We start from the raw sequence: 26,827 nt of genomic DNA, 5'->3' as shown, positions 1-26,827 counted from the left end.
GCTAACGGCCGCGCGACCCGCTCATCGGCCGGGTTGTGCGGTACTTGTCGACGTAGGTGCGCATCGTCTCGAGCTGATAGCGCGACACGTCGGCGGCGTTCTCGTTCTCCGCGAACACCGACGACACCATCACCGTGTCGTCGCGATCGTAGAATCCGAGTCGGCCGAGCCCGCCGAAGAACTCGTCCCAGTCGACGTCACCGTCGCCGATCTTGAGGTGCTGATGGACGCGCACGGCGTTGCCGGGCGGGTTCGTGATGTAGCGCAGGCCGTGGGAGCGATGGTGATCCATCGAATCCGCGACGTGCACCAGACGGAGCCGCTCACCGGCCGCGGCCATGATCTCGGCCATGTTGCCACCCATGTGGAAGCTGTGGCACGCGACGTAGACCATGCCGATGTTCGGCGAGTTGACGCCACGGATGATGCGGATGGCCTCGAGACCGTCCTCGACGAAATCGTCGGGGTGCGGATCGATCCGGACGTCGATGCCCTCGCGCTCGATGATCGGGACGAGCTCCTCCATCGACCGGAAGAACGCCCGTTCCGATTCCTCGGCGCGCTCGGGACGACCCGAGAACTCGGTGTTGATGACGTTCACACCGAGGTCGACGGTGATCTGGATGACGCGTTTCCAGTTGCGGACCGCCGCTTCTCGCGCATCCTCGTCGGGGCCTGACCACCGCAGCACCGGGAGCACCGACGCGATCCCGACGCCGGCGTCGGCACACGCCGCGCGGAACTTCGCGACCAGATCATCATCGGCCCGAGGGTGATTGAAGAACGGGATGAAGTCCCGGTGCGGGGTCAGCTGGAGGTACTCGTAACCCAGGTCGGCGACGAGTGCGGGGAACTCCAGCAGGTCATGGCTGTGGTGAAACGGCGTCGGGTCGAGAGCGACCTTCATCAGCGGGTCCCCTTCTTCGCGTAGTCGGCGATGGCATCGATGTTGCTCTTGTCGATGAACGCCGGGCCGGTCAGTGTGGGCAGGCCACCACCGATCACGTTCCGGTTGTTGAGGTAGAGCCACAACGAGTCGACTGCGAGGTAACCCTGCAGGAACGGTTGCTGATCCACCGCCCACTGCACGGAGCCGTCCTCGATGGCGGTCACCAGCGCCGCGTTGGTGTCGAAGGTGGCGATCTTCGCGTCACTGCCGGCGTTGTCGGCGGACTTGACGGCGGTCAACGCGATGGGCGCACCGAGCGTGATGATGTGATCGATGCTCGGATCCTCCTGCAGCTTGGCTGCGATGGTCGACTGCACGCTGGGCATGTCGGTGCCGTTGACGTTCAGGTTCTCGACGACCCCACCGGCCATCCCGGCCTTGACTCCGGCACATCGCGATTCGAGCGCGACATTGCCCTGGTCCTGGATCACGCAGACGACCTTCTTGGCCCCTTCTTCCTGGAGACGCTTGCCGGCCGCCTCGCCGGAGACCTGCTCGTCCTGACCGAAGAAGGACTTGGCGCCCATCGCCTTCCAGGCGTCGATCCCGGCGTTGAAGGCGACGACGGGGATGCCGGCGTCCGTGGCCTTCTTGACGTTGGGCGCGAGCGCCTCCGGCTTGGCCAGGGTCACCGCGACCGCATCGACATCGCTGTCCAGCGCGTTCTGGATGAGGTTGGCCTGGTTGGGCGCCTCCAACTCCGAGGAGTACTTGAGGTCGATGTTGTCCTTGGCCGCCGCGGTCTCGGCGCCCTTGCGGATCAGATCCCAGAAGGTGTCACCGGGAGGGCCGTGGGTGACCATCGCGACGGTGAACCGTGGCGTGTCGGCGGAGCCCGCGTTCATGCCGCCACCGCTGGAGTCGGGCTTACCGCCGGTGCTGGAGCAGGCGGTCATCAGTGCGAGCACCGCGGCGACAGAGCCGGCGACCTTGAGGGATGTGCCGCGTGAACGGCTTCCGGTGGTGAACATGATTGTCTCTTCTCTTCCGGCCGGGTCTCAGTGAACCAGAGCGGAGTTGGCGGATTGGAGGTTTTCTGCGGCCACCTGCAGGCCTTCGAGAGCGCCGAACTCGACGTCTTCGTGCTCGATGTTGACCCACATCTCGGGGTCGACCTTCTCCAGTGCCTGGAGGAAGCGGGCCCAGAAGTCGACGTCGTGGCCGCGGCCGACAGCCACGAAGTCCCAGGCCGAGTCCTCGGGCCACTTGTTCACGACGTGCTTGCCGCCCAGGCCGGTCGGGTTCTCCGACAGCGGGATTCGAGTGAATCGCTCGTCGAGAACGCCGTAGATCGAGCAGTTGTCGTTGATGCGGGTGTCCTTGGCGGCGGCGTGGAACACCAGCGGGCCCAACCATTCGACCGCCGCGACAGGGTCGATACCCTGCCAGAACAGGTGCGACGGGTCCATCTCGGCACCGACGTTGGTGGCGCCGACCTTGTCGACGAGGCGCTTGAGGGTCGGCGGGTTGAACACCAGGTTCTGCGGGTGCATCTCGATCGCGACCTTCACCCCGTGCTCGCGGGCGAGGGCGTCGATCTCCTTCCAGAACGGCACCGCGACCTCGTCCCACTGGTAGTCGAGCGAGTCGAGATAGCCTGAGTCCCAGGTGTTCACGTGCCACGCAGGCCACTCGCCGCCCGGATGCGCGTTCGGCAGGCCGGACATCGTGACCACACGGTCGACACCGAGCAGTCCGGCGACGCGGATCGCCTTGCGCAGGTCGTCGGCGTCCTCGGGACCGACCTCGGGATCGGGGTGCAGCGGGTTGCCGTTGCAGTTGAGGCCCGCGATCGAGACGCCGGTGCCCTCGAAGTTCGCCAGGTACTCCTGCGGTGTCACCGCGCCGGAGAGGAGGTCGTCGACGGGCAGGTGCGGGGTCGGCAGGAATCCGCCTGCGTTGATCTCCGCGCCGGTCAGGCCGATCGAGCCGATGATCTCGAGGGCTTCGCGCAGTGGCTTGTCGTGCAGGATCGCGGTGTAGACGCCGAGCTTCATGGTGGATGTCTCCTTGGGGGTCAGGAAGAGAAAGGTTGTTGTGGAACGGGTCCGGGGTCAGACGACCTTGACGGTGGCGCCCCCACCGAGGGCCGACTCGGTGATGGCGGCGACGGTGCGCATGCTGTGCACGCCGGTGGTGAAGTCGGGCACCGGGGCGAGGCCGCCGTCGATCCCGGCCACCTGGTCGAGGAAGGCGCGCGCCTGGTAGGCGAAGAACTCCGCCTTGCCGTGTCCGACGCCGCCGGCATCCATCGGGAGGCCGCCGCGGATGTAGGGGTGGTCGGGTCCGATGATCACCCGACGCGGACCGGAGAGCTCGGGACGATCGCCGACGACGGAGATCTCGTACTCGCTGGCGCGGAAGAGCTGCCACGATGCCGAGCCCTGCGATCCGAAGAGCTCGAAGCCGAGTCCGTCCGGCAGTGCATGGGCGACGCGCGAGGCGGAGAAGGTGCCGACGGCACCGTTGGTGAACGTCGCGGTGAAGGTGGCGACATCCTCGTTCTCCACGGGCGCCATCTCGCCGGTCACCTCGGCCTTGGTGTGCCCGTAGGTGGTGCCGACCGGAACCGGGCGCTCGGTGATGAGGGTGTGGAAGGTGGCTCCGCTGACCTCGGTGATCGGTCCGCACACGAACTCAGACAGATCGATCAGATGGCTGCCGACGTCGGCGAGGGCGCCGGTGCCGGGTCCGCCGCGGTGGCGCCAGGTGATCGGTGAGCTCGGGTCGAGCCCGTAGTCGCACCAGTAGTGCCCGTTGAAGTGCACCAGGTCGCCGACGGTGCCGGCTGCCAGTTCGCGTCGGATCTGCTCGACGGCGGGCGAGCGGCGGTAGGTGTAGCCGACGCCGACCACGCTGTCGGAGCGCTCCGCCGCGAGCAGCATCGCCTCGGCGTCCTCGGCCGAGCCGGCGAGAGGCTTCTCGCACAGCACGTGCTTTCCCTCTGCCAGCAGGCCTTCGACCATCACGCGATGCAGATGATTGGCCACGACGACGCTCACGACGTCGATGTCGGGAGCATCCGCGATGGCCTTCCAGTCGTACTCCGCGCGCTCGTAGCCGTAGCGCTTGGCGGTGTCGTCGGCGACCGCCTGGTTCGCATCGGCGATCGCCACCAGGCGAACGTCCGGACGGTCGGTGCCGAACAGGGTGCTCGCCATCCGGTATCCCGCGGCGTGGGCGCGTCCTGCCATTCCGCCACCGATGACGGCGACTCCGATCGATTTCTCGGTCACTGGGCCAGCTCCTTTGTGCTGCCGGTTGGTCGTCCGGCGTGTTCGGGGTCTCAACTTGTCCGGTCTACTAAACCGGTCTAGTTCCTGTACTATGAGCCGAGTCACAGGGGTATGTCAAGCCCTGGGGTGAGGATCTCGTCGGGGAGAGGAGGGTCGATGGCGAACACGTCTGCGCGGCCGACCATGCAGGACGTCGCGGACCGCGTCGGGGTGTCCAAGGCGACGGTGTCGCTGGTCTTCCGCAAGGCCCCGGGTGTCGGCGAGAAGACCCGGCAGGATGTTCTTCGTGCCGCCGACGAACTCGGCTATCGGATGAACCGGGCGGCCGCGCTGATGACCGCCCGGCGCTCGCATCTGATCGGCGTCGCCGCGCAGATCCGCAACGGCTTTCACGCCGAGATCGTCGAGAGTATCGTCGCTGCAGCAGATCTCGCCGGCTACGAGATCGTGCTAGGCGCGGTGACGCCCACCCACGGTGAGGCGAAGGTCATCGAGACTCTGATCGATTTCCGCTGTGAGGGAATGCTTCTCATCGGTCCCGAACTCGACTCGAGGGTGATCGCGGAGTTGGGCGAGCGCTTGCCGACCGTGGTCATCGGCCGCCGGATCGGGGTGGCCTCGGTCGACGTCGTTCGTACCAACGACGGCCGCGGTATCGGCGGCGTCGTCGACCACCTGGTGGGCCTCGGGCACCGACGTCTCGTGCACGTCGCCGCCGGCCCCGGCGTCATCGCCGCGGATCGTCGCACCGGATTCCTGCGTGCGATGCAACGCACCGGGTTGGTGACCGACGACGCGGTCATCGACGCGGGCGACTTCACCGAGGAGGCCGGGATGGCGGCAGGGCGCATCATCCTGGGCGCCGACCTGCCCACCGCCGTCGTCTGCGCCAATGACCGACTCGCAGTCGGTGTCCTCGACGTCCTACGCCGGGCCGGCGTCGACGTGCCCGGGGATGTCTCGGTCACGGGATACGACGACAGCGTGCTGGCACGACTGTCGAGCGTGGACCTGACGACGGTCAGCCAGCAGCCGCGAGCCCAGGCCGATCGGGCGATCAAGGCCGTCGTCGGGCGGCTCGACGGCCGGCGGACCGAACGTTGGGCGTCGACGCTCGTGCCGGAACTGGTCATCCGCGCGACGACGGCACCCCCGCGGTAGCGGCTCGCGAGACGTGTTGCCGGTGAACGTGTCGCGCACCGGCGAACTCGTGAAACCGCACCACCGGGTTGGGACGAAGATGTAGATTCGTCTCATCCGTGCGGGGTTCGGGACGAGGAGGTCACCATGGTCTGCTGTGTCGTGGCGGCGTTCGTCCTGCTGATCGCGCAGCGAGTCATGCCGTGGAGGTCGCGTTGCGACGACGGCGGATTCGCCCCCGTCGCGACCCGGACCGGGTCGCCCGGAAGTGACGTCGAGGCGCCGTCGACGACGGCGGTGCCCGAGCTCGATCAGCGCTCCGCCGCGTTGTCGTGGACGGCGCGGTCCGTCGCGGCGAGCACAGCGGTCTACCTCGTCGCGGCGGCCGCCCTGCTCGCGTCGGGTCTCGGCGCGGACACCGGAACGGTCACGGCCTGGGTGGTCCGGTCGCTCGCCCTAGTGGCGACGATCGTCGTCCTGCTGCATCTCTCCACGCGTATCCGTCGGCGCGGATACGACCCGTCGACGCGGGCGCAGATCGTCGGCTACGGCGCAATGGGTGCCGGTATCGCGGGGCTGGGGCTCATGGTGATCGACATGCACCTACTGCACCTGTACCACGTTCACGGCACTGTGGCGCACCTCGTGATGCAAGGCCTGCCCGTGCTCGCCGTGTTCGGCGGCATGTTGTTCGTCGCGTGTCCGGATGCGCTCGCCAGACCCGCCCTCACGGCCCGAGCTGTCTCATCGAAGTCAGGATGACGTTGTCCGATACCGTATCTCCCATCGCCGACGTCGGCGAGTCCGATCTCGATGACCTCGCGTCCCTGCGATATCTCCTCGACCTCGCGCTGCAACCCGTCGACCGATGGGACGGCTTCACGCGGCTCGAGCAGATCGGCGGAAGTGCGCTTCGCTACCAGTTGAACTATGTCGGCTATGCGCTCTCGATGGCGCAGTACACGCGGACACCGGCCTTCACCGGGTATCTCGCCGAGGCGCAGGCCAACATGATCCGCAAGATGTGCGACAAGAAGGTGTGGGGCTACTGGGCGACGGAACGGCTGGCCGGCTACCTCCGGTGGAATCCCGACCCCATGGTGTTCGCCAACGTCATGTACACGGGCTTCTTCGCCACCATGCTCTCCTTCTACGAGACGCTCAACGACGACCGGTCGTTCGACGACGACGGATCGCTCCCATTGGTGTGGAGCCGGAACACTCGCTACGACTACGGTTTCCACAGGATCGCGCAGGCGATCGAGCACAACATGCGGCAGAGTCCGCACACGCTGTATCCCTGTGAGCCGCATCTGATCTATCCCATGTGCAACACGATCGCGGTTGCCGGTCTGGCCGGGTACGACCGGTTGCACGGCACCGACCTGACGGACGATCTCGTGGTGAAGATCCGGGAATCGTTCCACCGCAACGGATATCTGATGTCCAACGGCCGGTTCCGGTTCGGACTCGGCCCGGCTGGGCTGAAGCTGCCGGCGATGCTGTCGAACGACGCGGTCATGACCTACTGGCTGTCCTGCGTGATGCCCGACCTCGCGCAGGAGACCTGGGAGAACCTGCGGGACAGGAAGATCACGCTGCGGGGAGGACGAGCTCGCCTGGCGACCGCGCCGATCGACAATCTCGATGTCGGGTCCTATCGGATGGGCGACGCGTGGGCATGGGTCAACGTGGCGTGCGCGGCGCGCGAGATGGGTGATGCGGAGGTGGCAGGTGCGGTGGACGTCGCCATGGATGATCGATTCACCCGAGAGCGGTCGTCGGCCGGCGCGCGCAAACTGGCGGGCGTGTCCACCTGGGCCAACTGTGCGTACGCATTCTCCCGCTTCATCCAGGCCGGTAGTGTGCGTGGCCTGGCCAACGGGGACGTCCCCGCGGCGTGGCGGACCGGGCCCATCCTGGCGGGCGCACCGTATCCCGACGTTCTGGTCGCCAAGGCGATCACCGACGGAACGGCGCTGGATCTGGTCCTGCGGCCCGGTCGCGGAAATCGTCGCACGACACTGCAATTGGCGCGTCTCGCCCCGCATGGCCGGTATCGGGTGATGGGTGCGGACCGTGCGGAGTTGATCGCAGACGCCGACGGTGAGGCCTCCGTCGGCGTCACCATCGCCGGCCGCCTGGAGTTGCGCGTCGAACCGGTGTGACCCCGCCCTGCGCGTCACGGCGAACAGGACGTCGCGGCCACGGGGCGCATCGACGGAGTGCTCTGCGGTGAATCGAGATCGTGTGTCCGCAGGATGCGTTGCAGGCGGTTCGTGAGTCCGGCGGCCGCGGTCGCCGGGTCGACACAGGATGACTCACCGGCGCGTTCACCAGCGGGCCGGACGATCCGCGGCGTGATCTGTGCCGAGTCGCGGATGTCGACGACCGTCCCCGGAGAGCACGCGGTGACGATCAGCGCGATGACCCCACCTGCCGCGGAGCATCGCAGGCGGGACCGCCTGTCCGGACTCGTCTCCTGCTGGTTCACCGTTCGAACGCTAGGGCGGAAGATGGTCGAGGCCGTGCGTAGCCGGGTACGCGACTTCGCGGAGCAGGCCCACTCGGTCCTGCGCTCCACTACTCGGACCCGTGCTGAACTGCGCGGATCTCGAATTTCCCGTTGCTGGGAAATATTTGTCTATGGTGGAGACATGCATCGCGACGAACGCATGGGCATCCCAGGGCGCACGGCGAGCACTACCCTTGCCGCGGCCGGACTGATCCTCTCGGCACTTCTTGTGGCCGCATCTCTGGCGGGGTGTTCGCCGTCTGCGGACGGACCGGCGCCGCTTCGGGTGTCCACGACGAGCGGCGAACTCACCGGGATCCGGACCGCACATGCCCGGCAATTCCTCGGTGTCCGATACGCGCAACCGCCGATCGGCGAGCGCCGGTGGCGACTGCCTCGCCCGATCGCGACGCCGTCGGCTCAGGTCGATGCCGGCCGAGCCGGCAGTCCATGCCCGCAGACGGCACCTGTGCCCGGTGATCACCCGGCGCCGTCGGAGGACTGCCTGTCACTCAACGTCACCACGCCGCAATCGATCGACGACCCCACCGGACTCCCGGTGATGGTCTGGTGGCATGGCGGCGGCTACACCACCGGGGCGGGTAGTGCCTACGACCCGCAGCGACTCGCGGACCGCGGCAATGTCATCGTTGTCACCGTCAACTATCGTCTGGGCATGTTCGGGTACCTGAACGCGCCCGGGCTGGACGGCGGCGGCGACTTCGGCTTCGCCGATCAGATCGAGAGCCTGCGCTGGATCAAGGCCAACGCGAGGGCATTCGGCGGAGATCCGGGCAACGTGACGGTCTTCGGTCAATCGGCCGGATCGCTGGCCGCGTGCGCGTTGATGACCTCGCCCGCGGCACATGGGTTGATCGACCGCGCGATCCTGGCATCGGGATCGTGCATGCTGAACTGGCCGGCTGGAGCACTCTTCCCCGAGGCCCCGGCGCAGACGCCGTACGCCGGCCGATCCGAGAGTCAGGCGACGAGTGCCGCAGCGGCAAGACAACTCGGGTGCGCAGGTGAATCCGAGATGAGCTGCATGCGCGGATTGTCGACAGACCGTCTCCTCACCCAGAACGAGGACTTCGGTAACCAACTCACCTATGGGACCGGGCTCCTGCCGCGCGATCCGGCCGAGGCGATCGCGGACGGGCGCCGGCTGGCGATCCCGGTGATCACCGGCGGCACCCACGACGAACACCGGTCGTTCATCGGTGGGCTTCTCGCGGTGCAGCCCGACGCTGTCACCAGAGCGAATTATCCTGATCTGGTGCGAAAGTCATTCGGCGACCGTGCGCCGGAGGTGCTGGCACGCTATCCGTTGGCCGGTTTCCCCAGTCCGGGTGTGGCATGGGCGACAGTCGTCACGGATGCCTCGTGGACGTGCCCGACACTGCGTGGCGCACAATTCATGTCGCGGTCGGCGCCGACCTTCGCCTACGAGTTCGCCGATACCACGGCGCCGAACGTCAACGGCGTGACGACGATCCCCCAGAACGCCGCGCACGCCACCGACCTCCCTTACTACTTCGATCTCGGTGGCAAGAATCTGCTGACCTCTCCGCGTCAGCGGGAGATCGCCGATCAGATGATCGACTACTGGTCGTCGTTCGCCCGCGACGAGACCCCTCATGCGGACGGTGCACCGGACATGGTCCAGGCAACCGAGAACTCGCACGACGTGCTCCGGTTGGGGACATCATCCACCGAAGTCGTCGACGTGGCCGCCGACCACCACTGCGGATTCTGGGGGTGATCGGTCATGCCCTCTGTGCGCACGTCGGCCTCGACTTTCACCCACGAGGCGCGTCGACGACAACTCGTCGACACGGCGATCACCGTGATCAACGAGGTCGGGGTCGAGCGCGCGACATCGTCGCGGATCGCCGACCGGGCCGGAGTCAGCCGCGGCGTCATCTCGTATCACTTCACCGATCGTGACTCGTTGCTGAGTGCGGTTGTGGAGCACGTGTATTCGCTGGCGACAGACGTCCTGGGGGAACGCGTCCACGGAACCGGGTCGTCGAGGGAGTCGCTGTCCGCCTTCATCGGCGGCAGCATCGACTTCTATGCTCGGCACCCCGCGGAGATGGCAGCGCTGACGGCGATCTATCGGTCACCGGGCCACGCCCGATCCGGTCGGGGCGAGCATGCCGCAGAGCTTCTCGAGCTCGAGCGCCTGCTGTCCACCGGAATTCGCGAGGGCGAGTTCGCCGAGTTCGACCCGACGATTCTGGCCGCGACGATCCGGGCGACCCTCGATGCGGCACTCGCCCGGATCGCCGCGGGTGGCGACCCCGATCACGAAAAGCGAGAACTGATAGCGCTTTTCGAGCGTGCGACGCAGGTGTGATGCCGGCAGAGGTGGAGCGTTACGTGGTGCTCTCCGCCAACCGTCGCAGCAACTCGGCCAACTGCTGCACGTCGGCGGGATCCCAGCGGGACAGCCGTTCCCGCCATTCGCTCAGCGCGGACTCGGTGACCTCCTTGAATCGCGTTCGTCCTCGGTCCGTCAGAGCGACCAGTCGGGCGCGCGCGTCCGCCGGGTCGGGGTGGCGTTCGACCAACCCGAGTCGCACCACCGAATCGATCTGTCGGGTCAGCGTCGATTTCTCGAGGCCGAGTTCGGCGAGCAGCCCGGACATCGGGACAGCGTCATGGCGGGACAGGAGCACCAGGAGGGGATAGCAGGTGGGTTCCAGCCCGGGGTCGATCACCCGGGCCCGTTCGCGGATCTGGATGCGGCCGCGGCGCCAGATGTCGGCGAGCTCGCTCTCCAGGTCGCTGATCGGATCCGAGCCCATGGCGTCGCAGTCCCCTTCTCGAGTGGCCGGTGGTCGAGGCCCGACGGGTCCCCGTCGGCCCGCACGCAGACAGCGTACCCAGGCGTGCGATGGAGCAGGGGGCGGTGTCACCGGCCGGTCGGAACATCGACCGGTTGGTGGGCGTTGAACACGCCGTGTCGGCAGCGATGGACGCGCCGGCGGAGAGGATTGTCTGCGATGAGCGTCAGGGTCGACGTCTGGACCGACATCAACTGCCCGTTCTGCTACCTGGGCAAACGGCGCTTCGAGCAGGCGCTGGACGAGTTCCCGCAGCGGAACGATGTGACCGTGGTCCATCGCTCGTTCGAGCTCGATCCGAATCTGGCCCCCGACGTCAGCGGGTCGGTGGCCGAACACATCGCCGAGAAGTACGGCATACCGGTCGACCAGGCCCGTGCCAACGAGCGGGGCATAGCGGCGCAGGCAGCCGAGGTCGGTCTGGCGTATCTCACGGACGGGCGCGACTTCGGCAGCAGTTTCGACATGCATCGGCTGCTCCATCACGCGCTGGCCGAAAAAAAGCAGGAGGACCTTCTCGACGCGCTCTACGCGGCGAACTTCGCCGAGAACGAGGCGTTGTTCGGTGATCGGGAGCGTCTGCTCGATGTCGCCGTCCGCGCCGGACTCGATGAAGACGACGCACGACGGGTCCTCGACGACCCGGACGCCTTCGCCGACGCCGTCCGGCGCGACGAGCAGGAGGCGGCCGCGCTGGGCGCGACGGGCGTGCCGTTCTTCGTCTTCGGTGGGAAATACGCGGTTTCCGGCGCTCAACCGGCCGAGACGTTCGCGCGGGCTTTGCAACTCGCGTGGGGTGACCAGCTCGTCCCGGTCGGTGTGGAGGCCGCCGATACGTGCGGTCCGGACGGGTGCGAGGTACCGGGCACCACCGACTGACGCCCTTGGCGCACACCAGAAATCCGACATTTCGGTCACGCATCCGGGTCAACATGGCCGACGGATGACGAATCCCTGCGGATCACCGACCCCACTCCTACAGTTGGGTGCAGTCCACAACGCCTAACCGGTCGGGGTAAGGGGTCGCCGTCATGTCCACGCCAGGCTCCATCATCAAGGGCTCCGCGTCTGCCGGATTGCGTGAACTCACCCTCCGCGGGATCATCCTCGGCGGCCTGATCACGCTCGTCTTCACCGCAGCGAACGTCTACCTGGGTCTGCGGGTCGGCTTGACGTTCGCCACCGCCATTCCGGCGGCGGTGATCTCGATGAGCCTGCTCCGGTACTTCGCCGATCACTCCGTGGTGGAGAACAACATCGTCCAGACGATCGCCTCCGCGGCGGGCACGCTGTCGGCGATCATCTTCGTGCTCCCCGGGCTCATCATGATCGGCTGGTGGACAGGATTCCCCTACTGGACAACGGTCGCCGTCTGCCTGATCGGCGGCGTCCTCGGGGTCATGTACTCCATCCCGCTTCGCCGCGCGCTGGTGACGGGCTCCGACCTGCCGTATCCGGAGGGCGCCGCTGCTGCCGAGGTCTTGAAGGTCGGTGATACCGCGCAGGGCGCCGAGGAGAACCGACGCGGAATGCGGGTCATCGTGGTGGGCTCCGTTGTCTCCGCGCTGTTCTCGATCCTCACTCAGACGAAGCTGATCGCGGGCACGATCTCCGGATTCTTCCGGGTCGGTTCGGGCGGCACGATGTTCGGTGCCGGACTGCTGTTCTCGCTCATCGGTGTCGGGCACCTCGTCGGCGTCACCGTCGGAATCTCGATGCTGATCGGACTCCTGATCTCCTACGGTGTCCTGCTGCCGATCGAGACCTGGGGTGACCTCCCGTCCAGCGGCCCCATCGATGACGTGGTGAGCGACGCCTTCGCCAACGACGTGCGATTCATCGGTGCAGGTGCGATCGCCGTCGCCGCTGTCTGGACCCTGATCAAGATCATCGGGCCGATCGCCCGCGGCATCAAGGACGCGCTGGTCTCGACCCGTGCCCGTCGCGCAGGCAACAAGGTCGATCTCACCGAACAAGACATCCCGGTCACCATCGTCTCCGGTGTGGTGCTGGCCTCGTTGATCCCGATCGGGTTCATGCTCTGGGACTTCGCGCACGGGACCGCCCTGCACGGCAGCGCGGGCGGGATCATTACGGTGAGCATCATCTTCGTGTTCCTGATCGGTCTCGTCGTGGCATCGGTCTGTGGTTACATGGCCGGGCTCATCGGCTCGTCGAACAGCCCCATCTCCGGCGTCGGCATCGTCGTGGTGCTGGTGGCCGCGGTCCTCATCAAGGTCACGTTCGGCTCGGCGGACGCCGAGGAATCCGCCGCGCTCGTCGCCTACACGCTCTTCACCGCGGCCATCGTCTTCGGTGTCGCGACGATCTCCAACGACAATCTGCAGGATCTCAAGACCGGCCAGTTGGTCGGCGCGACACCGTGGAAGCAGCAGGTCGCCCTCATCATCGGCGTCGTGTTCGGGTCCGCGGTCATCCCGCCGGTCCTGCAGTTGATGCAGACCGCCTTCGGTTTCGTCGGCGCGCCGGGAGCAGGCGAGGATGCCCTGCCCGCGCCCCAGGCCGGTCTGATCTCGTCGCTGGCCGAAGGTGTGTTCGGCGGAGATCTCGACTGGGCGCTCATCGGTATCGGCATCCTGATCGGTGCCGTGGTGATCATCGTCGACGAGGTATTGGCCAAGACCAGCACCAGGTTCCGGGTGCCGCCGCTCGCCGTCGGCATGGGCATGTACCTCCCGATGTCGGTCACCCTGATCATCCCGATCGGCGCGTTCATCGGTCGGTGGTACAACAGGTGGGCCGAGCGGACCGGTGGCAATGTCGCCCGCAAGAAGCGTATGGGCGTGCTCCTCGCCACCGGACTGATCGTCGGCGAGAGTCTGTGGAACGTCGTGTTCGCCGCCATCGTCGCGGCGAGCGGCAACGACGCGGTGCTCAACCTCCCGTTCATCGGCGACGCGTGGGAGACCGGCTCGGAGATCCTCGGCGTCGTCCTGTTCGTCGCGGTGCTCGCATGGCTCTACAAGTGGACGCAGGGTTGGGCGTCGAAGGAATCCGCGGTGGACGATCCCGCCACGAAGTGACGCCGGGAATCGTCTGACTGCCGGCGGTCAGCTGCGGGCGTAGAGCTCCGCATCGCCGAATTCGTTGGCGACGCCTTCGGGCGTCAGCGCCGAGATGTAGTGATGGGGAAAGTGATCCTCGAGTGAATAGGGCAGTGATATCCCGCTCAGCTCGGGGAACTTCCGGGTGATGAATCCGACCGGCGCCCAGAGCAACCGGAGCGGTGATCGCTCCTGTTGCCTCGATCGTCGCTCGACCGCCTTGCCTCTGCTGCCTTCGTGGATCTCGAGTTCCGTGCCGTGGTGTGCGAAATCGCCGCTCGCCTTCGGTGGCAGCGCGGGAACCGGATCGTTCTGATACACGTAGCGCCGCGTGTGGTGCTTCAGCAGCGGGATCTCGTCGCAGGTCTGCGCGAACTCTCGTGATCCGATCATCGGCTGACCGAAAGTGTAGGTGCCCTTGAGTTTTGAGCCGAATCTGTCCTGGTACTGGTCATCGGTCACGAGCATCACGGAGAGAAGTGACGCCAGAGCGCCGCCGAAGCTGTGTCCGGTGATGTACAGGGCTTCCATCGGATGCGTCGGCAGATCGGGATCCGGATCGCCGTGGATGGGCTTTCCCTCGGATGCGTCGAGGAGCGCTTGGATGACCACCTGCCGCGTGCTTCGTACGTTGCGGTAGAAGCCGGCGTGGATCGGATAGGTCTTGTCGGGATGGACCACGTCCTTGCCGAACTGAAAGGCGATGCGGTCGGGGTGGACGTCGGCGTCGGCGAGCCAACTGATCGAGTTGGTGGGCTCGGTCCCGCGGTACGCCACGATCACCACGCGGCCGTCGGCGCTCTGGATGACATAGGCGGTGCTCTTGATGAACATGGCGTCGACCGACAGCGTGGCGGCGATGCATCGGCTCTTCTCCAGGCCCATCCGCGTCATCATCTGGGCCTCGGTCCCGACATCCGAGTAGGCATATCCGGACGCGACCGCAAGCGTGTGGGCGATCGCCATCCGGTCGGCCTCGTCGGCGGAGTCAGGTCCCGCGAGCAGTGTGGTACTCAAGTCGTCGTAGACAGGGAACTTCGGCGGCAGACCGCCGAGCGGCTCGGCACCCTCCGGAGCGACGGTGACACCCTCCGGGTTGCGATACGACTTGGTGACCCGCAGGTCGCCGGCCGACGGCCCGACGGCGGTGGTGATCGGCATGGTCGGAATCTACGCCGAAGTGCATTCCCCGATGGCCTGATCGAGCATCTCGAGCCCGAGTCGTAGCTCGTCGTCGGTGGCGGTCAGTGGTGGGGCGATGCGGAAGATGCCGCCAATGCCGGGGAGTTGGACGACGTTCATGTGCAGACCCAGCTCGAAGCATCGGCGGGTGACCGCGGCGCCGAGTTCATCTGCGCCGGTCTTGGTTTCGCGGTCGGTGACGAGTTCGATGCCCTGCAGGAGCCCTCGTCCGCGGACATCGCCGACCGTCTGGTGGCGTTCGGCGATCTGCAGCAGGCCCTTTCGCAGCACCTCCCCGGATTGTCCGGTCCGAGTGTCGAGTTCGTCGCGGATGAGGACGTCGAGCACGGTGTTGCCGACGGCAGCGGGGAGTGGATCGGAGACGTGGGTGGTGAAGAACAGGAAGCCGCGTTCGTGGGCGACGGACTCGATCTCCGCCGAGGTGATGGTCGCGGCCAGCGGGAGGCCGGCGCCGAGTGTCTTCGACAGGGTGAGGATGTCGGGGACCACGCCGTCGCGCTCGAAGGCATACCAGTCGCCCGTGCGGCACAGCCCGGTCTGGGCCTCGTCGAGGATCAGCAGCATCCCCCGCTCCGCGCATTTGTCCTTCAGCGCGCGAAGGTATCCGAGCGGGAGCTCGATCACGCCGCCCGAGGACAGGATGGGCTCGACGATGCAGGCGGCCAGGGATCCGACGGACTGGGCGTCGATCATGTCGAAGCCGTAGTCGAGTTGTCGTCGCCAGTCGAAGGATCCGTCGGCCGCCACGAAATCGGGACGGTAGGAGTTCGGGGTCGGCAGGGCGAGGTTGCCTGCCGCCACGGGGCCGTAACCCTTTCGTCCGGCGCTGTAGGTGGCAGCCGCTGCGGCATGGGTCATGCCGTGCCACGATCGTGCGAACGACACGATCTCGTGCTTGCCGGTGACGAGCTTGGCCAGCCGGATCGCCGCTTCGTTGGATTCCGCTCCGGTGGTCAGCAACAGCACCTTGTCCAGCGGCGCGGGCAGGGAGTCGGCGAGCCGTTCCGACAACTCGACGACCGGCTCCGAGAGCATCCCGCTGAACAGGTGGTCGAGCGTACCGATCTGGTGTTGCACCGTCGCGACGATGTCCGGATGCGAATGGCCGAGGATCGCCGACATCTGGCCTGAGGTGAAATCGAGGAGCCCGCGACCGGCGACCGTGTACACATAGCTGCCCGCGGCGCGGCCGATCACCTCCGGGGAGATCGTGCCGCCGTAGCGGAGGAGGTGCCGTTGTGGGTCGCCGGCGATCGAGCTCGCCGACAGGGCGCGGTCACGGGTGCTCGTCATGGTCCAACGGTACGTCGCGCCCCACGCGTGGCAACTCGGGCGATCCCGGCCGCGGTCCTTCGTCGTAAGGTGCAGAGAGCGTTCCCGATCGAAAGGCGGCATGACCGTGCAGAAACCTCTGGACATCAGTACCGATGGCGGTGTCTCGGTGTGGACGATCAACCTGCCGGAGGTGGGCAATGCGATCACCGGGATCGACCTCGTCGCCGCCATCGAGGACGCGGTCGACGCCGCGAACGCGGACACCGAGGTGCGTGCGGTGATCCTCACGGGGGCGGGCCACATCTTCTCGGCGGGTGGCAACGTTCAGGAGATGGCCGACGAGGAGGGTCTGTTCGGTCTCGGCGGTGCCGAGCAGCGATTCGGCTATGCCGATGGGATACAACGGATTCCCCGCGCGATGCTGCGCTTCGAGGTCCCGGTCATCGCCGCGGTCAACGGTGCCGCGGTTGGCGCGGGCTGCGATCTGGCGATGATGTGCGACCTGCGGGTCGCCGCCGAATCGGCGTTCTTCGCCGAGAGTTTCGTGCAGGTGGGACTGATCCCCGGTGACGGCGGGTCCTGGTTCCTGCAACGGGCGATCGGCTACGAGCGCGCCGCCGAGATGACGTTCACCGGTGACCGGGTCCACGCCGCGAAGGCGCTCGAGTGGGGCATGGTGAGCCGCGTCGTGCCCGACGACGAGTTGCTCGGCGAGGCCCGGGCGCTGGCAGAGCGGATCGCGAAGAACCCGCCGCACGCACTCCGGATGGCCAAGCGTCTCCTCACCGAGTCGCGGACCAGTTCGCTCGACACCGTGCTGAACCTGGCAGCGGCGATGCAACCACTCGCGCACCAGACGAGCGAGCACAAGGAACGGGTGGCGAGGTGGTCGAAGCGTTGATCGCGTCCTAGAGACGCGGACGCGCAACGAATTCGGTGGCCGCCGCGGCAGCGCGCTCGGCAGCGTCGAGCACCGGGACGCCGCGGGCGAGGTGCCCGGCCAGGATGCCGGCGAACTGATCACCGGCACCGGTGGTGTCCACGACGCGGACCCTGTCCACCTCGATGCGGTGGATCTCCCCGTTGTCGGCGACCACGACACCTTCCGCGCCGAGGGTGATGACCACGGAACGGGAGACGTCGAGCAACCGGCGGGCCAGGGCGGTGGGGTCGTCGGTGTCGAGTCGTGCGTAATGGGCGGCCTCGCCCGCGTTGACGACCAGCGGGTCGGCCGCGGCCAGAATCTCGTCGTCGAGGTCGGCGACCGGGCTGGGGTTGAGGATGAACCTGCGGCCCCGATCACCGGCCCAGCTGGCGGCCGCCCTGGTCACCTCTTGCGGCGATTCGAGTTGGGTGAGAACGATTTTCGGGTGGATCGCCTCGAGTCCCCGGGTGACACTGTCGGCCGTCAGCATCGCGTTGGCGCCGGACAGGACGATGATCCGGTTGTCGCCGCTCTCGTCGACCTCGATGATCGCCTGGCCGCTGGGGCCGTTGAGGCGTTGCACGTGGGCGATGTCGACGCCGCCCTCGTCCTGACCCGCGACGAGACGGAGCCCTGCGTCGTCCTCGCCGACCGCTCCGATCAATGCCGTGTGGGTGACGGTGGCCGCGGCGAGTGCCTGGTTGGCTCCCTTACCCCCGGGGCGTTCGGATCGGGAGCGGCCGATGACGGTCTCCCCGACGTCGGGCATCCGGTCGACCCGAATGATGACGTCCATGTTCAACGTGCCGACGACGGCCACGTCGATCGCTGAGGCGATGTCCATGTCTCGAGTATCCGCCCGCCGAACGCGAGGAGCCAAGCTCGCGTCGATGATCACCGGGGAGTGTGGTGCGGGCCCTCAACGCATCTCGCCCGCACCTACGTACGGATTGAGGCTCAGCAGGAGATCGCCCTCGGCGAACCGTGAGTACCGGAAGTCGCGCGGATCGACGTTCTTGAGGGTCGTGTCGCCGGTGAGTACGAGATCGGCGACGAGTTTGCCGACCGCGGGGGAGATCTTGAAGCCGTGGCCGGAGAATCCCGTCGCCAGAAACAGGCCGTCGACCGGTGACGGCCCGATGATCGGGTTGTAGTCGGGGGTGACGTCGTAGGCGCCGACGTAGCTGCTCGTGATGCGCGGGTCGGGCATGTCCGGCAGGCGATGACCCATCTTCATGATGATCTTGTCGATGGTGCTCTCATCGGCCCGGTTGATGTAGTTGTCGGGGTCGATGTACTGCGGCGCAGCATGATCGGAATTGCCCACCAGCAGTTCGCCGTTCGGCTCGCGGCATACGTACGAAAGTCCGGCCAGGTCGGAGAGGACGGGAACCACCGGAGTCGGCTCGCCCTGGTCGATCAGCACGAGCTGGGCGCGCTGCGCGCGGACGTCCACGGGTACTCCGACGGGTTCGGTCAGCGCGGGGGTCCACGGGCCTGCGGCCACGATCACGGTGTCGGCGTGGATGGTGTCGCCGCCGGCGAGCTCGGCGCCGACGACACGGCCGTCCGCGCCCTGGAGCAGCTTCGTGACGGTCGTCGACTGGCGCACCTTGACGCCGAGTTTGCGGGCCGCCGCACCGAAGGCCATCCCGGCCATGTACGCCTCACCGCGGCCGCCCAGCGGCTCGTAGGCGAACGCCGCGAAGTCCTCGAGATGCAACCCGGGCCAGAGCTCGGCCATCGTCTCGTGACCGATCATGGAGACGTCGATGCCGAGGCCCTGCATCATCTCGACGTTGGCGTGCAACGGGGCCACGTTGTTCTCGCCGACGCCGACGACGTAGCCGCACTGCTGAAATGCCATGTCGTCGCCGAAGAGTTCGGTTGCGCGGGTGAAGATGTCGACGCCGTACCAGGACATCGCGGCGAGCGACGGGTTGCCGTAGTGGCAGCGCACGACGCCGCTGGATTTTCCGGTCATGCCGGAACACAGAGTGTCGCGTTCGACGACGAGGACATCGGTCTCGCCCTGATCGGCGAGCGACCACGCGATCGCGAGTCCTTCGAGGCCGCCGCCGACGATGAGGAAGCGGGTGGTGGTGGAGGTCATGTGGGATCGCTTTCGATGAGGGGGAAGTGTTGGGGCGGTGAGGTCGTGTACGTGATCAGGTCGGCGAGAACGGTGGCCAGTGCATGGCCGCCGGCGTCGGCGTCGGGGTCTTCGACGTATTCGTCGGGGGAGTGCGAGATCCCCGTAGGGTTCCGGACGAACAGCATCGCGGTGGGGATCTCCTCCTTGAGCACGCCGGCGTCGTGGCCGGCACCGGTCGGGAGGATGGGTGCGTCGGGCAGGATGGTCGACAGTCTGCCGCGCAGACCGGGATGGAAATCCACACGCGGACTCATCGAGGCTTCGGTCAGCGTCACCGCGCATCCCTCGGCCGCGGCGTGTTCGCGCGCCGCCGCGGCGATATCGGTGACCAGGGCGGCGACCACCGCATCGTCCTCGTGCCGCACGTCGAGCCAGACGTCGACGCGCGACGCGATCACGTTGCTGCCACCCGGGATCGGGTCGAGTTTCCCGACCGTTGCGCGGGCGCCCTCGACCGCTCGGCCCAACCGTCGGACATCGAGCACGCTGGCGGCCGCGGCGAGCATCGGGTCCCGTCGACCGTTCATCAGGGTGGTACCCGCGTGATTGCCCTGACCGCTGAACGACAATCGCCACCGTCCATGCCCCAGGATCGACGATCCGATCGCGATGGCACGGCCCTGGTCGATCAGTCCACGTCCCTGCTCGACATGGAGTTCGACGAAACATCCGATCTGCGAGAGTCGTTCGTCGTCACGACCGATCCCGCGAGGGTCGAGACCGTTGCGGGCTGCGAGGTCCGCGAAGGTGGTGCCGTCGGCGTCGACGAGCGCGGCGGCCCGCTCCGGCGTGACGGCACCCGTCATCAATTGCGAACCGAGACAGGCGAGTCCGTAGCGCGAACCCTCCTCCTCGGGGAACACGGCGAGTGCCAGCGGGCGGGTCGGGCGGAGGTCGGCCGCCTGGAGGGCATCGATCGCGGCGAGCGCGGAGGCGACACCGAGCGGGCCGTCGAAGGCGCCGCCGCCGGGGACCGAGTCGAGATGGCTTCCGGTGACCACGGCGTCGGCGAGTGGCAGACCCGACGGGTTCCACCACGCCCAGATGATGCCGTTGCGATCCTCCTCTATCTCGAGCGATCGCTGCCGCGCGGAGGCGGTGAACCATTCCCGCAGTTCGAGTTCGGCGGCGGAGTAGACGGGACGACTGTAGCCGCCCCGGGCGCTGTCCGTGCCGATCCGGGCGATCTCTGCGAGCAGGCCGCTCACCGAGGTGGTCTGTGATGGGGTCTCGGTCACGAGAGGGTGTCCTCCTCGGTCGACGGGGCGGTGATCGGGCGGATGCGGACAATGGCGACGGTGGCCGCGCCGGCGGCCTCGATCGGCGCCCCGTCCAGAAGGATGGTGTCCCAACGACGTAACCGGGCACCGGCGACGGTGAGGGTGCCGGCGAGTACGACGCAGGCGACTCCGTCGTCGGGGCCCAGTGGGTGGGTACCACGCAGGTGGCGCAGGGACAGCGTGCCCTCGTGGGAACCGCGTCGCGTCATCAGGTTGAGCAGGCGGGTCGCCCGGCGGGTCGGCTCGGCATGCACTTCCGCCTCGCCGGAGAAGGTGATCCGATCGAGAAGCGCGAGGGTGCGGGTGAACCCGTCGATCGTCAGGTCCACCGGGTCGTCGCCGACCACCACCGCGGTCCTGACCAACCCCGGGAAAGTCGAGAACTGGCAGCGGGTTTCGATGTCGGCCAGACTGAGAGTCCAACCGGCGTCCGTCGGCTCGACGCCTCCGGTCGCGATGCGCCGCGTCACGCCGCCGCCGTTGCGCCACGCCGTCGGGGTGACTTCCGAAACGCGGATCACCGTCGCCACCCCCGTCGAAGAACCGGGTGGCGGTGCGCAGTCGATTGTCATGCACTCAGTAGATGCGCTCGATTGGCAAAACTCCAATATGTATTTGACGACTATTATTCTGGTAAGCAGAATAATTCGATGGAGCTTCGACATCTTCGCTACTTCCGTGTCCTCGCCGAGGAGCTGCACTTCGGTCGTGCCGCGGCCCGACTGCACATCTCGCAGCCGCCGCTCACCGCGCACATCAAGGAGCTGGAGCGGGAGGTGGGCGCCCGCCTGTTCGACCGCACGACCAGACGCGTGTCGTTGACCGATGCCGGCACCGTCTTCGCGGCGCGCGTGGACGGGCTGCTGGCCGAGTTGGACGACGCGGTGATCGAGGCGCGCGATCACGCGGAGGGGCGACGGGGTCGTATCCGTGTCGGTTTCGTGAGTTCTGCCAGTGGCACCGTCCTGCCCCCCGGACTCCGGATCTTCCGAGAGATCCACCCGGGGGTACGCGTCGATCTCTCACCACTGACCACCCGCGAACAACTCGATGGCCTGTCCGCGGGGGCACTCGACGTCGGGCTGATCCGTTCCGGCGGTGCGGAACCGGGACTCGTGGTGGAACCGCTGCTCGAGGAGTCGATGGTCGCCGTGGTGCCGGTGGAACACCCGTTGGCGCTGCGGTCGGAGGTCGATGTCCGTGACCTCGTCGGCGAGCGTCTGATCCTGTTCCCGAACGACCTCATGCCGGCATATGTGGCGCAGATCTGGGCCATGTTCGCGACGGTCGGCGCCGAGCCGGATGTCGTCCAGGAAGCGATTCACCACGAGACGGTCGTCGGCCTGGTGTCCGCGGGTGTGGGGATCTCGATCCTCCCGGCGTCGGTGTCGCGATTCCGGCCCGCAGACGTGGTCATCCGGCCCATCGCAGGCGCCCCGACGACTGCATTGGTGATCGCACGCCGCTCCGACGTCACGAATCCGGCGGTCGAGGGCTTCATCGAATGCCTGCGGGCGGCACAACGCGTGGACGGCTGATCTGATGGACACACAGCACTCATGACGATGTAACGGGATCGAAATATGGGGACTGTCTACTCGGTGTAGACAAAGTTTCCTAACAGCAGACATACTGATCTCGACACCTCACATCGGAGAAACCTCATGACCGACCGCAACGAACTCGCCGACCTCTGCGCGGCGTCGGGGACCACGTTCATCCTCGCCATGTTCGTCGACCTCCGCGGCAAGCCCTGTGCCAAGCTCGTGCCCGTCGAGGCCGTCGAGGAACTCGCGAACGACGGAGTGGGCTTCGCCGGATACGCGGTGGGCGCGATCGGCCAGGAGCCGAAGGACCCCGACCTCGTCGCGATCCCCGACGTCGCGTCCTTCACTCCGATCCCGTTCATCAAAGAGGGACTGGCTCTTGTCCATTGCGATCCGCACGTGGAGGGCAAGCCGTGGCCGTTCGCGCCGCGCAACATCCTCAAGTCGCTCATCGCGCAGACCGCCGACGCCGGCTTCGAGCCGTGGGTCGGCGCCGAGGTCGAGTACTTCCTGCTCAAGCGTGCCGCCGACGGTTCGCTGGTCACCGCCGACGACGCCGACGACTCGAATCAGCCCTGCTACGACGTGCGCGGTCTGACCCGCATGTATGACCACCTGACCGCGGTGTCCACTGCGATGAACCAGCTCGGGTGGGGCAACTACGCCAACGACCACGAGGACGGCAACGGCCAGTTCGAACAGAACTTCCAGTACGCCGATGCCCTCACCACTGCCGACCGGGTGGTCACCCTGCGCTATCTGCTGTCGACCATCGCCGCCGAACGCGGCATGGTCGCCACCTTCATGCCCAAGCCGTTCGCCGAGCGGACCGGATCGGGGCTGCACTTGCACCTGTCCCTGACATCGGCGGGCAAACCGGTCTTCCCCGGCATCGAGGCCGACGACGTGCGCGGCCTGGGCCTGTCCCCAGAGGCCTACGGTTTCGTCGGCGGCGTGCTCGAACATGCACCCGCCCTGCAGGCGGTCATGGCACCGACGGTCAACTCCTACAAGCGAACCGGGGCCACCGCCACCCGCTCGGGTGCCTCGTGGGCGCCGCGGCGGGCCACCTACGGAGGCAACGACCGCACGCACTACGTCCGCATCCCCGACGCCCAGCGCGCAGAGCTGCGCGGCGGCGATGGTTCGGCCAATCCGTATCTCGCCATCGCCGCGGCATTGGGTGCCGGGCTCGACGGCATCAAGCGCAGCCTGGACCCGGGCCCGCTGGGCACCTGCCCCGATCACGTCGACGAGCTGCCGCTCACCCTGCTGCACGCCGTCGAGGCGCTCGAGAACGACCCGGTGGTGTCCGCAACCCTCGACGCCGCGCTGCCCGACGACTGGCCGGAGGCGCAGAACACCGTCTCGCAGTACTTCTCTCACCTCAAGCGCGAGGAGTTCTTCACCTGGCACTCCGCGGTGTCGCCGTGGGAGATCGACAACTACCTGACCGCCTTCTAGACAGAACAGGAAAGCCAACACATGTGCGGAATCGTCGGGTTGCACCTGCGCAACCCCGAACTCCATCCTCGCCTCGGTGAGCTCCTCGGCCAGATGCTGGGCGAGATGCAGGACCGTGGCGCCGATTCGGCCGGCATCGCCATCTACGGTGATCCGACCTGGTCACCTGCTGGGCAGGGCTGTGTGTCGCTGCTCGAAACCGGCGTCGGTGCAGCCGAACTCGATGCCGCGACCGCCGCCGTCGGAGCGGCACTGGGGAGCGAGGTCGCGGGTCGGCTCGTCGACGACACGCTGGTGCTCAGCGCGGAGGTCGACTCGGAGATCCTCCTCGCGACGGCCATCACGGTGTACCCGGACGCTCTCGTCGCCGGTTTCGGTGCCGACCTGACGGTCCTCAAGGGCGTCGGTGCGCCGCGTGATCTGGTGCAGGCGTGGGGATTGTCGAACGCGAGCGGCTGGCAGGGTGTCGGACACACCCGTATGGCCACCGAGTCTGCCGTGACCCCGTCGGGCGCACATCCGTTCGCCGTCGGACCCGAGCAGTGCCTGGTGCACAACGGCTCGTTCTCCAACCATGCGACCATCCGTCGTGAATTGCGTGCTGTCGGTGTCGAGTTCGACAGCGAGAACGACACGGAGGTGGGTGCACGCTTCGTCGCTCATCAGCTCGCACAGGGCAAGGACGTCGAGACCGCACTGAAAGAGGTGTGCGCCACCTTCGACGGCTTCTACACCCTGCTCGTCTCGAATCACGATTCGTTCGCGGTGGTGCGCGACGCCATCGCATGCAAGCCGGCGGTCATCGCCGAGACCGACGACTGGGTCGCCATGGCCAGCGAGTACCGCGCCCTGGCCCACCTGCCCGGCGTCGCCGACGCACGTATCTGGGAACCCGAGCCGGAGGTGGTCTACGCATGGACACGCTGAATCCCCATCACACATTCGATCTCGCCACGACCCCCTTGCGGGAGATCAACGCCGCGCTGCACGCTGACGACATCTCCGGTGAGATCCTCGTCGAGAACCCCTCCGGGGCGCACAGTGTCGCGGCCGGTGTCAACGCACCGGTGAAGATCACCGTCGACGGACACGTCGGCTATTACGCCGCCGGTATGAACCAGCAGGCGGAGATCACCATCAACGGCAACGCGGGAACCGGTGTGGCCGAGAACATGATGAGCGGGACCGTTGTCGTCAAGGGCAACGCCTCGCAGTCGGCCGGGGCGACCGCGCATGGCGGTCTCCTCGTCGTCGAGGGCGACGCGGCCGCGCGTTGTGGGATCTCTATGAAGGGTGTCGACATCGTCGTCGGCGGCGACGTCGGCCACAACAGTGCGTTCATGGCGCAGGCCGGACGCCTCGTCATCCGCGGCAATGCCGGTGACGGGCTGGGTGATTCGATCTACGAGACGCGGATCTATGTGCGTGGTGACGTCGGCTCCCTCGGTGCCGACTGCATCGCGAAGCCGATGCGCGCCGAGCATCTCGACGAACTGGCCGGCCTGCTCAAGGCCGCCGGGTTCAAGGACGACGACCCGAAGGACTACACCCGATACGGGTCGGCCCGCGAGCTCTACCACTTCCACGTCGACAACACGTCGGCCTACTGAGGACCTCGGAGAACACCATGACCGACAATCTGTCCGTCGAACAGCGCGGGCTCCGCGAGTCCGCCACCTTCGACCGCACCACCATCGCCGCCATCCAGCGGGCCGCCGACACCGGCATCTACGACATCCGCGGCTGGGGCGCCAAGCGCAAGCTACCGCACTTCGACGACCTGCTCTTCCTGGGTGCCTCGATGTCGCGGTACCCGTTGGAGGGATACCGCGAGCGCTGTGACACCGACGTCGTGCTCGGCTCGCGGAATGCCAAGTTCCCCTTGCATCTCGACACCCCGGTCACCATCGCCGGAATGAGCTTCGGCGCGTTGTCGGCGGGCGCCAAGGAGGCGCTGGGTCGCGGCGCGTCGGAAGTGGGGACGTCGACCACCACCGGGGACGGCGGGATGACCCCGGAGGAGCGCGGTCAGTCGAAGAACCTGGTCTACCAGTATCTTCCGTCGCGCTACGGGATGAATCCCGACGACCTGCGTCGCGCCGATGCGATCGAGATCGTGCTGGGTCAGGGAGCCAAACCCGGCGGTGGAGGAATGCTGCTGGGTCAGAAGATCTCCGAGCGCGTCGCGTCGATGCGCACCCTTCCGGAGGGCATCGATCAGCGCAGCGCCTGCCGGCATCCCGACTGGACCGGTCCCGACGATCTCGCGATCAAGATCAACGAACTGCGTGAGATCACCGACTGGGAGAAGCCGATCTACGTCAAGGTCGGCGCGACACGCACCTACTACGACGTGAAGCTGGCCGTGCATTCGGGCGCCGACGTCGTCGTCGTCGACGGCATGCAGGGTGGCACCGCTGCGACCCAGGACGTCTTCATCGAACATGTCGGAATCCCGACCCTTGCCGCGATCCCGCAGGCCGTGCAGGCGTTGCAGGAGTTGGGAGTTCACCGAGAGGTCCAGCTCATCGTGTCGGGTGGTATTCGTAACGGTGCGGACGTCGCCAAGGCCATGGCCCTCGGCGCCGACGCCGTCGCGATCGGAACCGCGGCGCTGATCGCTCTGGGTGACAACGATCCTCGGTACTCGGCAGAGTACGAGGAGCTCGGCTCGGCGGCGGGCTACTACGACGATTTCCAGGAGGGCAGGGACCCGGCGGGCATCACCACGCAGGACCCCGAGCTCTCTGCACGGTTCGACCCGGTCGAGGGTGGCCGTCGGCTGGCCAACTTCCTGCGCGTGATGACGATGGAGGCGCAGACCATCGCGCGTGCCTGCGGCAAGGCGCATCTGCAGCACCTCGAGCCGGAGGACCTGGTGGCGATCACCATCGAGGCGTCGGCGATGGCACGCGTGCCGCTGGCCGGCACGAGTTGGATTCCAGGGCAGGGGTTCTGATCGGTTGGTGAGGGGTCGTCGGGAAACTCTGCCGGGAAGCCGCCCCGGAAGTGTGCCTCGGAGACCCGCCCCCTGCAGTACACCCGGGGAGCCACCCAGGAAAACCGCCCCGGAAATGCGCCTCCTGCAGAGGGACCATCGACACTGTGTCGTCGGCGCCTCTGCAGGGGGCGCATTTCCGGGTGGAGGGACGGATTGCGACGGTGTGTGCCGGGTCAGCCTCCCATCTATCCACCGGTGGATATTCATCCCCAGATCTCGACAA

At 67.1% G+C, this 26,827-nt stretch carries 25 protein-coding genes; 13 read left to right on the top strand and 12 right to left on the bottom strand.

All coding sequences use genetic code 11. The features are described 5' to 3' along the window. Window position 1 precedes the first annotated feature (1 nt). The 4 genes from D7316_RS15530 to D7316_RS15515 all read right to left on the bottom strand — a co-directional run bounded on the left by D7316_RS15530 (window position 2) and on the right by D7316_RS15515 (window position 4,185). Entirely contained in the window at window positions 2-907 is a 906-nt protein-coding gene (locus D7316_RS15530) for a sugar phosphate isomerase/epimerase family protein (protein ID WP_124709046.1), read from the bottom strand. Next, window positions 907-1,845, bottom strand: coding sequence for a substrate-binding domain-containing protein (locus D7316_RS15525; RefSeq protein ID WP_124711372.1), 939 nt, complete (start codon window positions 1,843-1,845; stop codon window positions 907-909). The genes D7316_RS15530 and D7316_RS15525 overlap by 1 nt, the downstream gene beginning before the upstream one ends. Window positions 1,846-1,947: 102 nt before the next feature. Beyond that, window positions 1,948-2,946, bottom strand: coding sequence for a sugar phosphate isomerase/epimerase family protein (locus D7316_RS15520; protein WP_124709045.1), 999 nt, complete (start codon window positions 2,944-2,946; stop codon window positions 1,948-1,950). A 57-nt stretch (window positions 2,947-3,003) separates the two neighbouring features. Next, complete coding sequence (locus D7316_RS15515; RefSeq protein WP_124709044.1) at window positions 3,004-4,185, bottom strand: Gfo/Idh/MocA family protein; 1,182 nt, start codon at window positions 4,183-4,185, stop codon at window positions 3,004-3,006. A 156-nt stretch (window positions 4,186-4,341) separates the two neighbouring features. On the opposite strand from D7316_RS15515, the gene D7316_RS15510 reads away from it, so the two are divergent. From D7316_RS15510 to D7316_RS15500, 3 genes are all read left to right on the top strand, one after another. Next, window positions 4,342-5,346 (top strand): LacI family DNA-binding transcriptional regulator, encoded by a 1,005-nt coding sequence (locus D7316_RS15510; protein ID WP_124709043.1) that lies wholly within the window; start codon window positions 4,342-4,344, stop codon window positions 5,344-5,346. A 126-nt stretch (window positions 5,347-5,472) separates the two neighbouring features. Then, window positions 5,473-6,087 carry a hypothetical protein gene (locus D7316_RS15505; RefSeq protein WP_124709042.1) on the top strand — a complete coding sequence of 205 codons (615 nt, stop codon included), beginning with the start codon at window positions 5,473-5,475 and terminating at the stop codon, window positions 6,085-6,087. Beyond that, window positions 6,084-7,493 carry a linalool dehydratase/isomerase domain-containing protein gene (locus tag D7316_RS15500; RefSeq protein WP_197718245.1) on the top strand — a complete coding sequence of 470 codons (1,410 nt, stop codon included), beginning with the start codon at window positions 6,084-6,086 and terminating at the stop codon, window positions 7,491-7,493. Before D7316_RS15505 ends, D7316_RS15500 begins: the two co-directional genes overlap by 4 nt. 14 nt (window positions 7,494-7,507) lie before the next feature. On the opposite strand, the gene D7316_RS15495 is transcribed toward D7316_RS15500, so the two are convergent. Continuing rightward, entirely contained in the window at window positions 7,508-7,819 is a 312-nt protein-coding gene (locus tag D7316_RS15495) for a hypothetical protein (RefSeq protein WP_124709041.1), read from the bottom strand. Between the two features lie 163 nt (window positions 7,820-7,982). Here D7316_RS15495 and D7316_RS15490 point away from each other — a divergent pair, with 163 nt between their 5' ends. After that, window positions 7,983-9,602 carry a carboxylesterase/lipase family protein gene (locus D7316_RS15490; protein WP_124709040.1) on the top strand — a complete coding sequence of 540 codons (1,620 nt, stop codon included), beginning with the start codon at window positions 7,983-7,985 and terminating at the stop codon, window positions 9,600-9,602. A gap of 6 nt (window positions 9,603-9,608) precedes the next feature. Further along, complete coding sequence (locus tag D7316_RS15485) at window positions 9,609-10,199, top strand: TetR family transcriptional regulator (protein WP_124709039.1); 591 nt, start codon at window positions 9,609-9,611, stop codon at window positions 10,197-10,199. Between the two features lie 19 nt (window positions 10,200-10,218). Here the strand turns inward: D7316_RS15485 and D7316_RS15480 are convergent, their stop codons facing one another. Further along, on the bottom strand, window positions 10,219-10,650 hold the full coding sequence (locus D7316_RS15480; RefSeq protein WP_124709038.1) for a MarR family winged helix-turn-helix transcriptional regulator: 432 nt from the start codon (window positions 10,648-10,650) through the stop codon (window positions 10,219-10,221). Between the two features lie 198 nt (window positions 10,651-10,848). On the opposite strand from D7316_RS15480, the gene D7316_RS15475 reads away from it, so the two are divergent. Further along, window positions 10,849-11,568: a DsbA family oxidoreductase gene (locus D7316_RS15475; protein ID WP_124709037.1), complete on the top strand. Its 720-nt coding sequence runs from the start codon at window positions 10,849-10,851 to the stop codon at window positions 11,566-11,568. 152 nt (window positions 11,569-11,720) lie between these two features. Then, window positions 11,721-13,733: an OPT family oligopeptide transporter gene (locus tag D7316_RS15470; protein WP_124709036.1), complete on the top strand. Its 2,013-nt coding sequence runs from the start codon at window positions 11,721-11,723 to the stop codon at window positions 13,731-13,733. Window positions 13,734-13,760: 27 nt separating this feature from the next. Here the strand turns inward: D7316_RS15470 and D7316_RS15465 are convergent, their stop codons facing one another. Next, window positions 13,761-14,915 carry a lipase family protein gene (locus D7316_RS15465; protein ID WP_124709035.1) on the bottom strand — a complete coding sequence of 385 codons (1,155 nt, stop codon included), beginning with the start codon at window positions 14,913-14,915 and terminating at the stop codon, window positions 13,761-13,763. A 9-nt stretch (window positions 14,916-14,924) separates the two neighbouring features. Next, window positions 14,925-16,250 (bottom strand): aspartate aminotransferase family protein, encoded by a 1,326-nt coding sequence (locus D7316_RS15460; protein WP_124709034.1) that lies wholly within the window; start codon window positions 16,248-16,250, stop codon window positions 14,925-14,927. Window positions 16,251-16,356: 106 nt separating this feature from the next. Between D7316_RS15460 and D7316_RS15455 the strand changes: the two genes are divergently transcribed. Then, window positions 16,357-17,133, top strand: coding sequence for a crotonase/enoyl-CoA hydratase family protein (locus D7316_RS15455; protein WP_164473878.1), 777 nt, complete (start codon window positions 16,357-16,359; stop codon window positions 17,131-17,133). Between the two features lie 7 nt (window positions 17,134-17,140). Here the strand turns inward: D7316_RS15455 and D7316_RS15450 are convergent, their stop codons facing one another. The 4 genes from D7316_RS15450 to D7316_RS15435 all read right to left on the bottom strand — a co-directional run bounded on the left by D7316_RS15450 (window position 17,141) and on the right by D7316_RS15435 (window position 21,113). Continuing rightward, window positions 17,141-18,001 (bottom strand): ribokinase, encoded by an 861-nt coding sequence (locus D7316_RS15450; protein ID WP_197718244.1) that lies wholly within the window; start codon window positions 17,999-18,001, stop codon window positions 17,141-17,143. Window positions 18,002-18,076: 75 nt separating this feature from the next. After that, entirely contained in the window at window positions 18,077-19,270 is a 1,194-nt protein-coding gene (locus D7316_RS15445) for an NAD(P)/FAD-dependent oxidoreductase (protein ID WP_124709032.1), read from the bottom strand. Continuing rightward, complete coding sequence (locus D7316_RS15440; RefSeq protein ID WP_124709031.1) at window positions 19,267-20,550, bottom strand: allantoate amidohydrolase; 1,284 nt, start codon at window positions 20,548-20,550, stop codon at window positions 19,267-19,269. The genes D7316_RS15445 and D7316_RS15440 overlap by 4 nt, the downstream gene beginning before the upstream one ends. After that, window positions 20,547-21,113 carry a HutD/Ves family protein gene (locus D7316_RS15435; protein ID WP_164473801.1) on the bottom strand — a complete coding sequence of 189 codons (567 nt, stop codon included), beginning with the start codon at window positions 21,111-21,113 and terminating at the stop codon, window positions 20,547-20,549. The genes D7316_RS15440 and D7316_RS15435 overlap by 4 nt, the downstream gene beginning before the upstream one ends. A gap of 129 nt (window positions 21,114-21,242) precedes the next feature. Here D7316_RS15435 and D7316_RS15430 point away from each other — a divergent pair, with 129 nt between their 5' ends. From D7316_RS15430 to D7316_RS15410, 5 genes are all read left to right on the top strand, one after another. Next, the gene (locus D7316_RS15430; RefSeq protein WP_124709029.1) at window positions 21,243-22,130 is read left to right on the top strand and encodes a LysR substrate-binding domain-containing protein; all 888 of its coding nucleotides are present in this window, start codon (window positions 21,243-21,245) and stop codon (window positions 22,128-22,130) included. Window positions 22,131-22,256: 126 nt separating this feature from the next. Beyond that, window positions 22,257-23,603, top strand: a complete 1,347-nt coding sequence (gene glnT, locus D7316_RS15425) for a type III glutamate--ammonia ligase (protein WP_124709028.1) — start codon at window positions 22,257-22,259, stop codon at window positions 23,601-23,603. A 21-nt stretch (window positions 23,604-23,624) separates the two neighbouring features. Beyond that, window positions 23,625-24,530, top strand: coding sequence for a class II glutamine amidotransferase domain-containing protein (locus D7316_RS15420; RefSeq protein ID WP_124709027.1), 906 nt, complete (start codon window positions 23,625-23,627; stop codon window positions 24,528-24,530). Beyond that, window positions 24,518-25,213 carry a GltB/FmdC/FwdC-like GXGXG domain-containing protein gene (locus tag D7316_RS15415; RefSeq protein WP_124709026.1) on the top strand — a complete coding sequence of 232 codons (696 nt, stop codon included), beginning with the start codon at window positions 24,518-24,520 and terminating at the stop codon, window positions 25,211-25,213. The genes D7316_RS15420 and D7316_RS15415 overlap by 13 nt, the downstream gene beginning before the upstream one ends. Window positions 25,214-25,230: 17 nt before the next feature. Next, entirely contained in the window at window positions 25,231-26,562 is a 1,332-nt protein-coding gene (locus D7316_RS15410) for an FMN-binding glutamate synthase family protein (protein WP_124709025.1), read from the top strand. Window positions 26,563-26,827 lie beyond the last annotated feature (265 nt).

It is taken from the genome of Gordonia insulae (genome assembly GCF_003855095.1).
Classification (GTDB): Bacteria; Actinomycetota; Actinomycetes; order Mycobacteriales; family Mycobacteriaceae; genus Gordonia; species Gordonia insulae.
The sequence above is the reverse complement of the archived record's forward strand: the minus strand, read 5'-3'. Positions and strand labels throughout refer to the sequence as shown.

What these genes read in the sequence shown, in the direction of transcription:
- D7316_RS15530 (WP_124709046.1), bottom strand. Translation starts at nt 907, where the DNA reads ATGAAGGTCGCTCTCGACCCGACGCCGTTTCACCACAGCCATGACCTG.
- D7316_RS15525 (WP_124711372.1), bottom strand. Translation starts at nt 1,845, where the DNA reads ATGACCGCCTGCTCCAGCACCGGCGGTAAGCCCGACTCCAGCGGTGGC.
- D7316_RS15520 (WP_124709045.1), bottom strand. Translation starts at nt 2,946, where the DNA reads ATGAAGCTCGGCGTCTACACCGCGATCCTGCACGACAAGCCACTGCGC.
- D7316_RS15510 (WP_124709043.1), top strand. Translation starts at nt 4,342, where the DNA reads ATGGCGAACACGTCTGCGCGGCCGACCATGCAGGACGTCGCGGACCGC.
- D7316_RS15505 (WP_124709042.1), top strand. Translation starts at nt 5,473, where the DNA reads ATGGTCTGCTGTGTCGTGGCGGCGTTCGTCCTGCTGATCGCGCAGCGA.
- D7316_RS15500 (WP_197718245.1), top strand. Translation starts at nt 6,084, where the DNA reads ATGACGTTGTCCGATACCGTATCTCCCATCGCCGACGTCGGCGAGTCC.
- D7316_RS15490 (WP_124709040.1), top strand. Translation starts at nt 7,983, where the DNA reads ATGCATCGCGACGAACGCATGGGCATCCCAGGGCGCACGGCGAGCACT.
- D7316_RS15485 (WP_124709039.1), top strand. Translation starts at nt 9,609, where the DNA reads ATGCCCTCTGTGCGCACGTCGGCCTCGACTTTCACCCACGAGGCGCGT.
- D7316_RS15480 (WP_124709038.1), bottom strand. Translation starts at nt 10,650, where the DNA reads ATGGGCTCGGATCCGATCAGCGACCTGGAGAGCGAGCTCGCCGACATC.
- D7316_RS15475 (WP_124709037.1), top strand. Translation starts at nt 10,849, where the DNA reads ATGAGCGTCAGGGTCGACGTCTGGACCGACATCAACTGCCCGTTCTGC.
- D7316_RS15470 (WP_124709036.1), top strand. Translation starts at nt 11,721, where the DNA reads ATGTCCACGCCAGGCTCCATCATCAAGGGCTCCGCGTCTGCCGGATTG.
- D7316_RS15465 (WP_124709035.1), bottom strand. Translation starts at nt 14,915, where the DNA reads ATGCCGATCACCACCGCCGTCGGGCCGTCGGCCGGCGACCTGCGGGTC.
- D7316_RS15460 (WP_124709034.1), bottom strand. Translation starts at nt 16,250, where the DNA reads ATGACGAGCACCCGTGACCGCGCCCTGTCGGCGAGCTCGATCGCCGGC.
- D7316_RS15450 (WP_197718244.1), bottom strand. Translation starts at nt 18,001, where the DNA reads ATGGACATCGCCTCAGCGATCGACGTGGCCGTCGTCGGCACGTTGAAC.
- D7316_RS15445 (WP_124709032.1), bottom strand. Translation starts at nt 19,270, where the DNA reads ATGACCTCCACCACCACCCGCTTCCTCATCGTCGGCGGCGGCCTCGAA.
- D7316_RS15430 (WP_124709029.1), top strand. Translation starts at nt 21,243, where the DNA reads ATGGAGCTTCGACATCTTCGCTACTTCCGTGTCCTCGCCGAGGAGCTG.
- glnT (WP_124709028.1), top strand. Translation starts at nt 22,257, where the DNA reads ATGACCGACCGCAACGAACTCGCCGACCTCTGCGCGGCGTCGGGGACC.
- D7316_RS15420 (WP_124709027.1), top strand. Translation starts at nt 23,625, where the DNA reads ATGTGCGGAATCGTCGGGTTGCACCTGCGCAACCCCGAACTCCATCCT.
- D7316_RS15415 (WP_124709026.1), top strand. Translation starts at nt 24,518, where the DNA reads ATGGACACGCTGAATCCCCATCACACATTCGATCTCGCCACGACCCCC.
- D7316_RS15410 (WP_124709025.1), top strand. Translation starts at nt 25,231, where the DNA reads ATGACCGACAATCTGTCCGTCGAACAGCGCGGGCTCCGCGAGTCCGCC.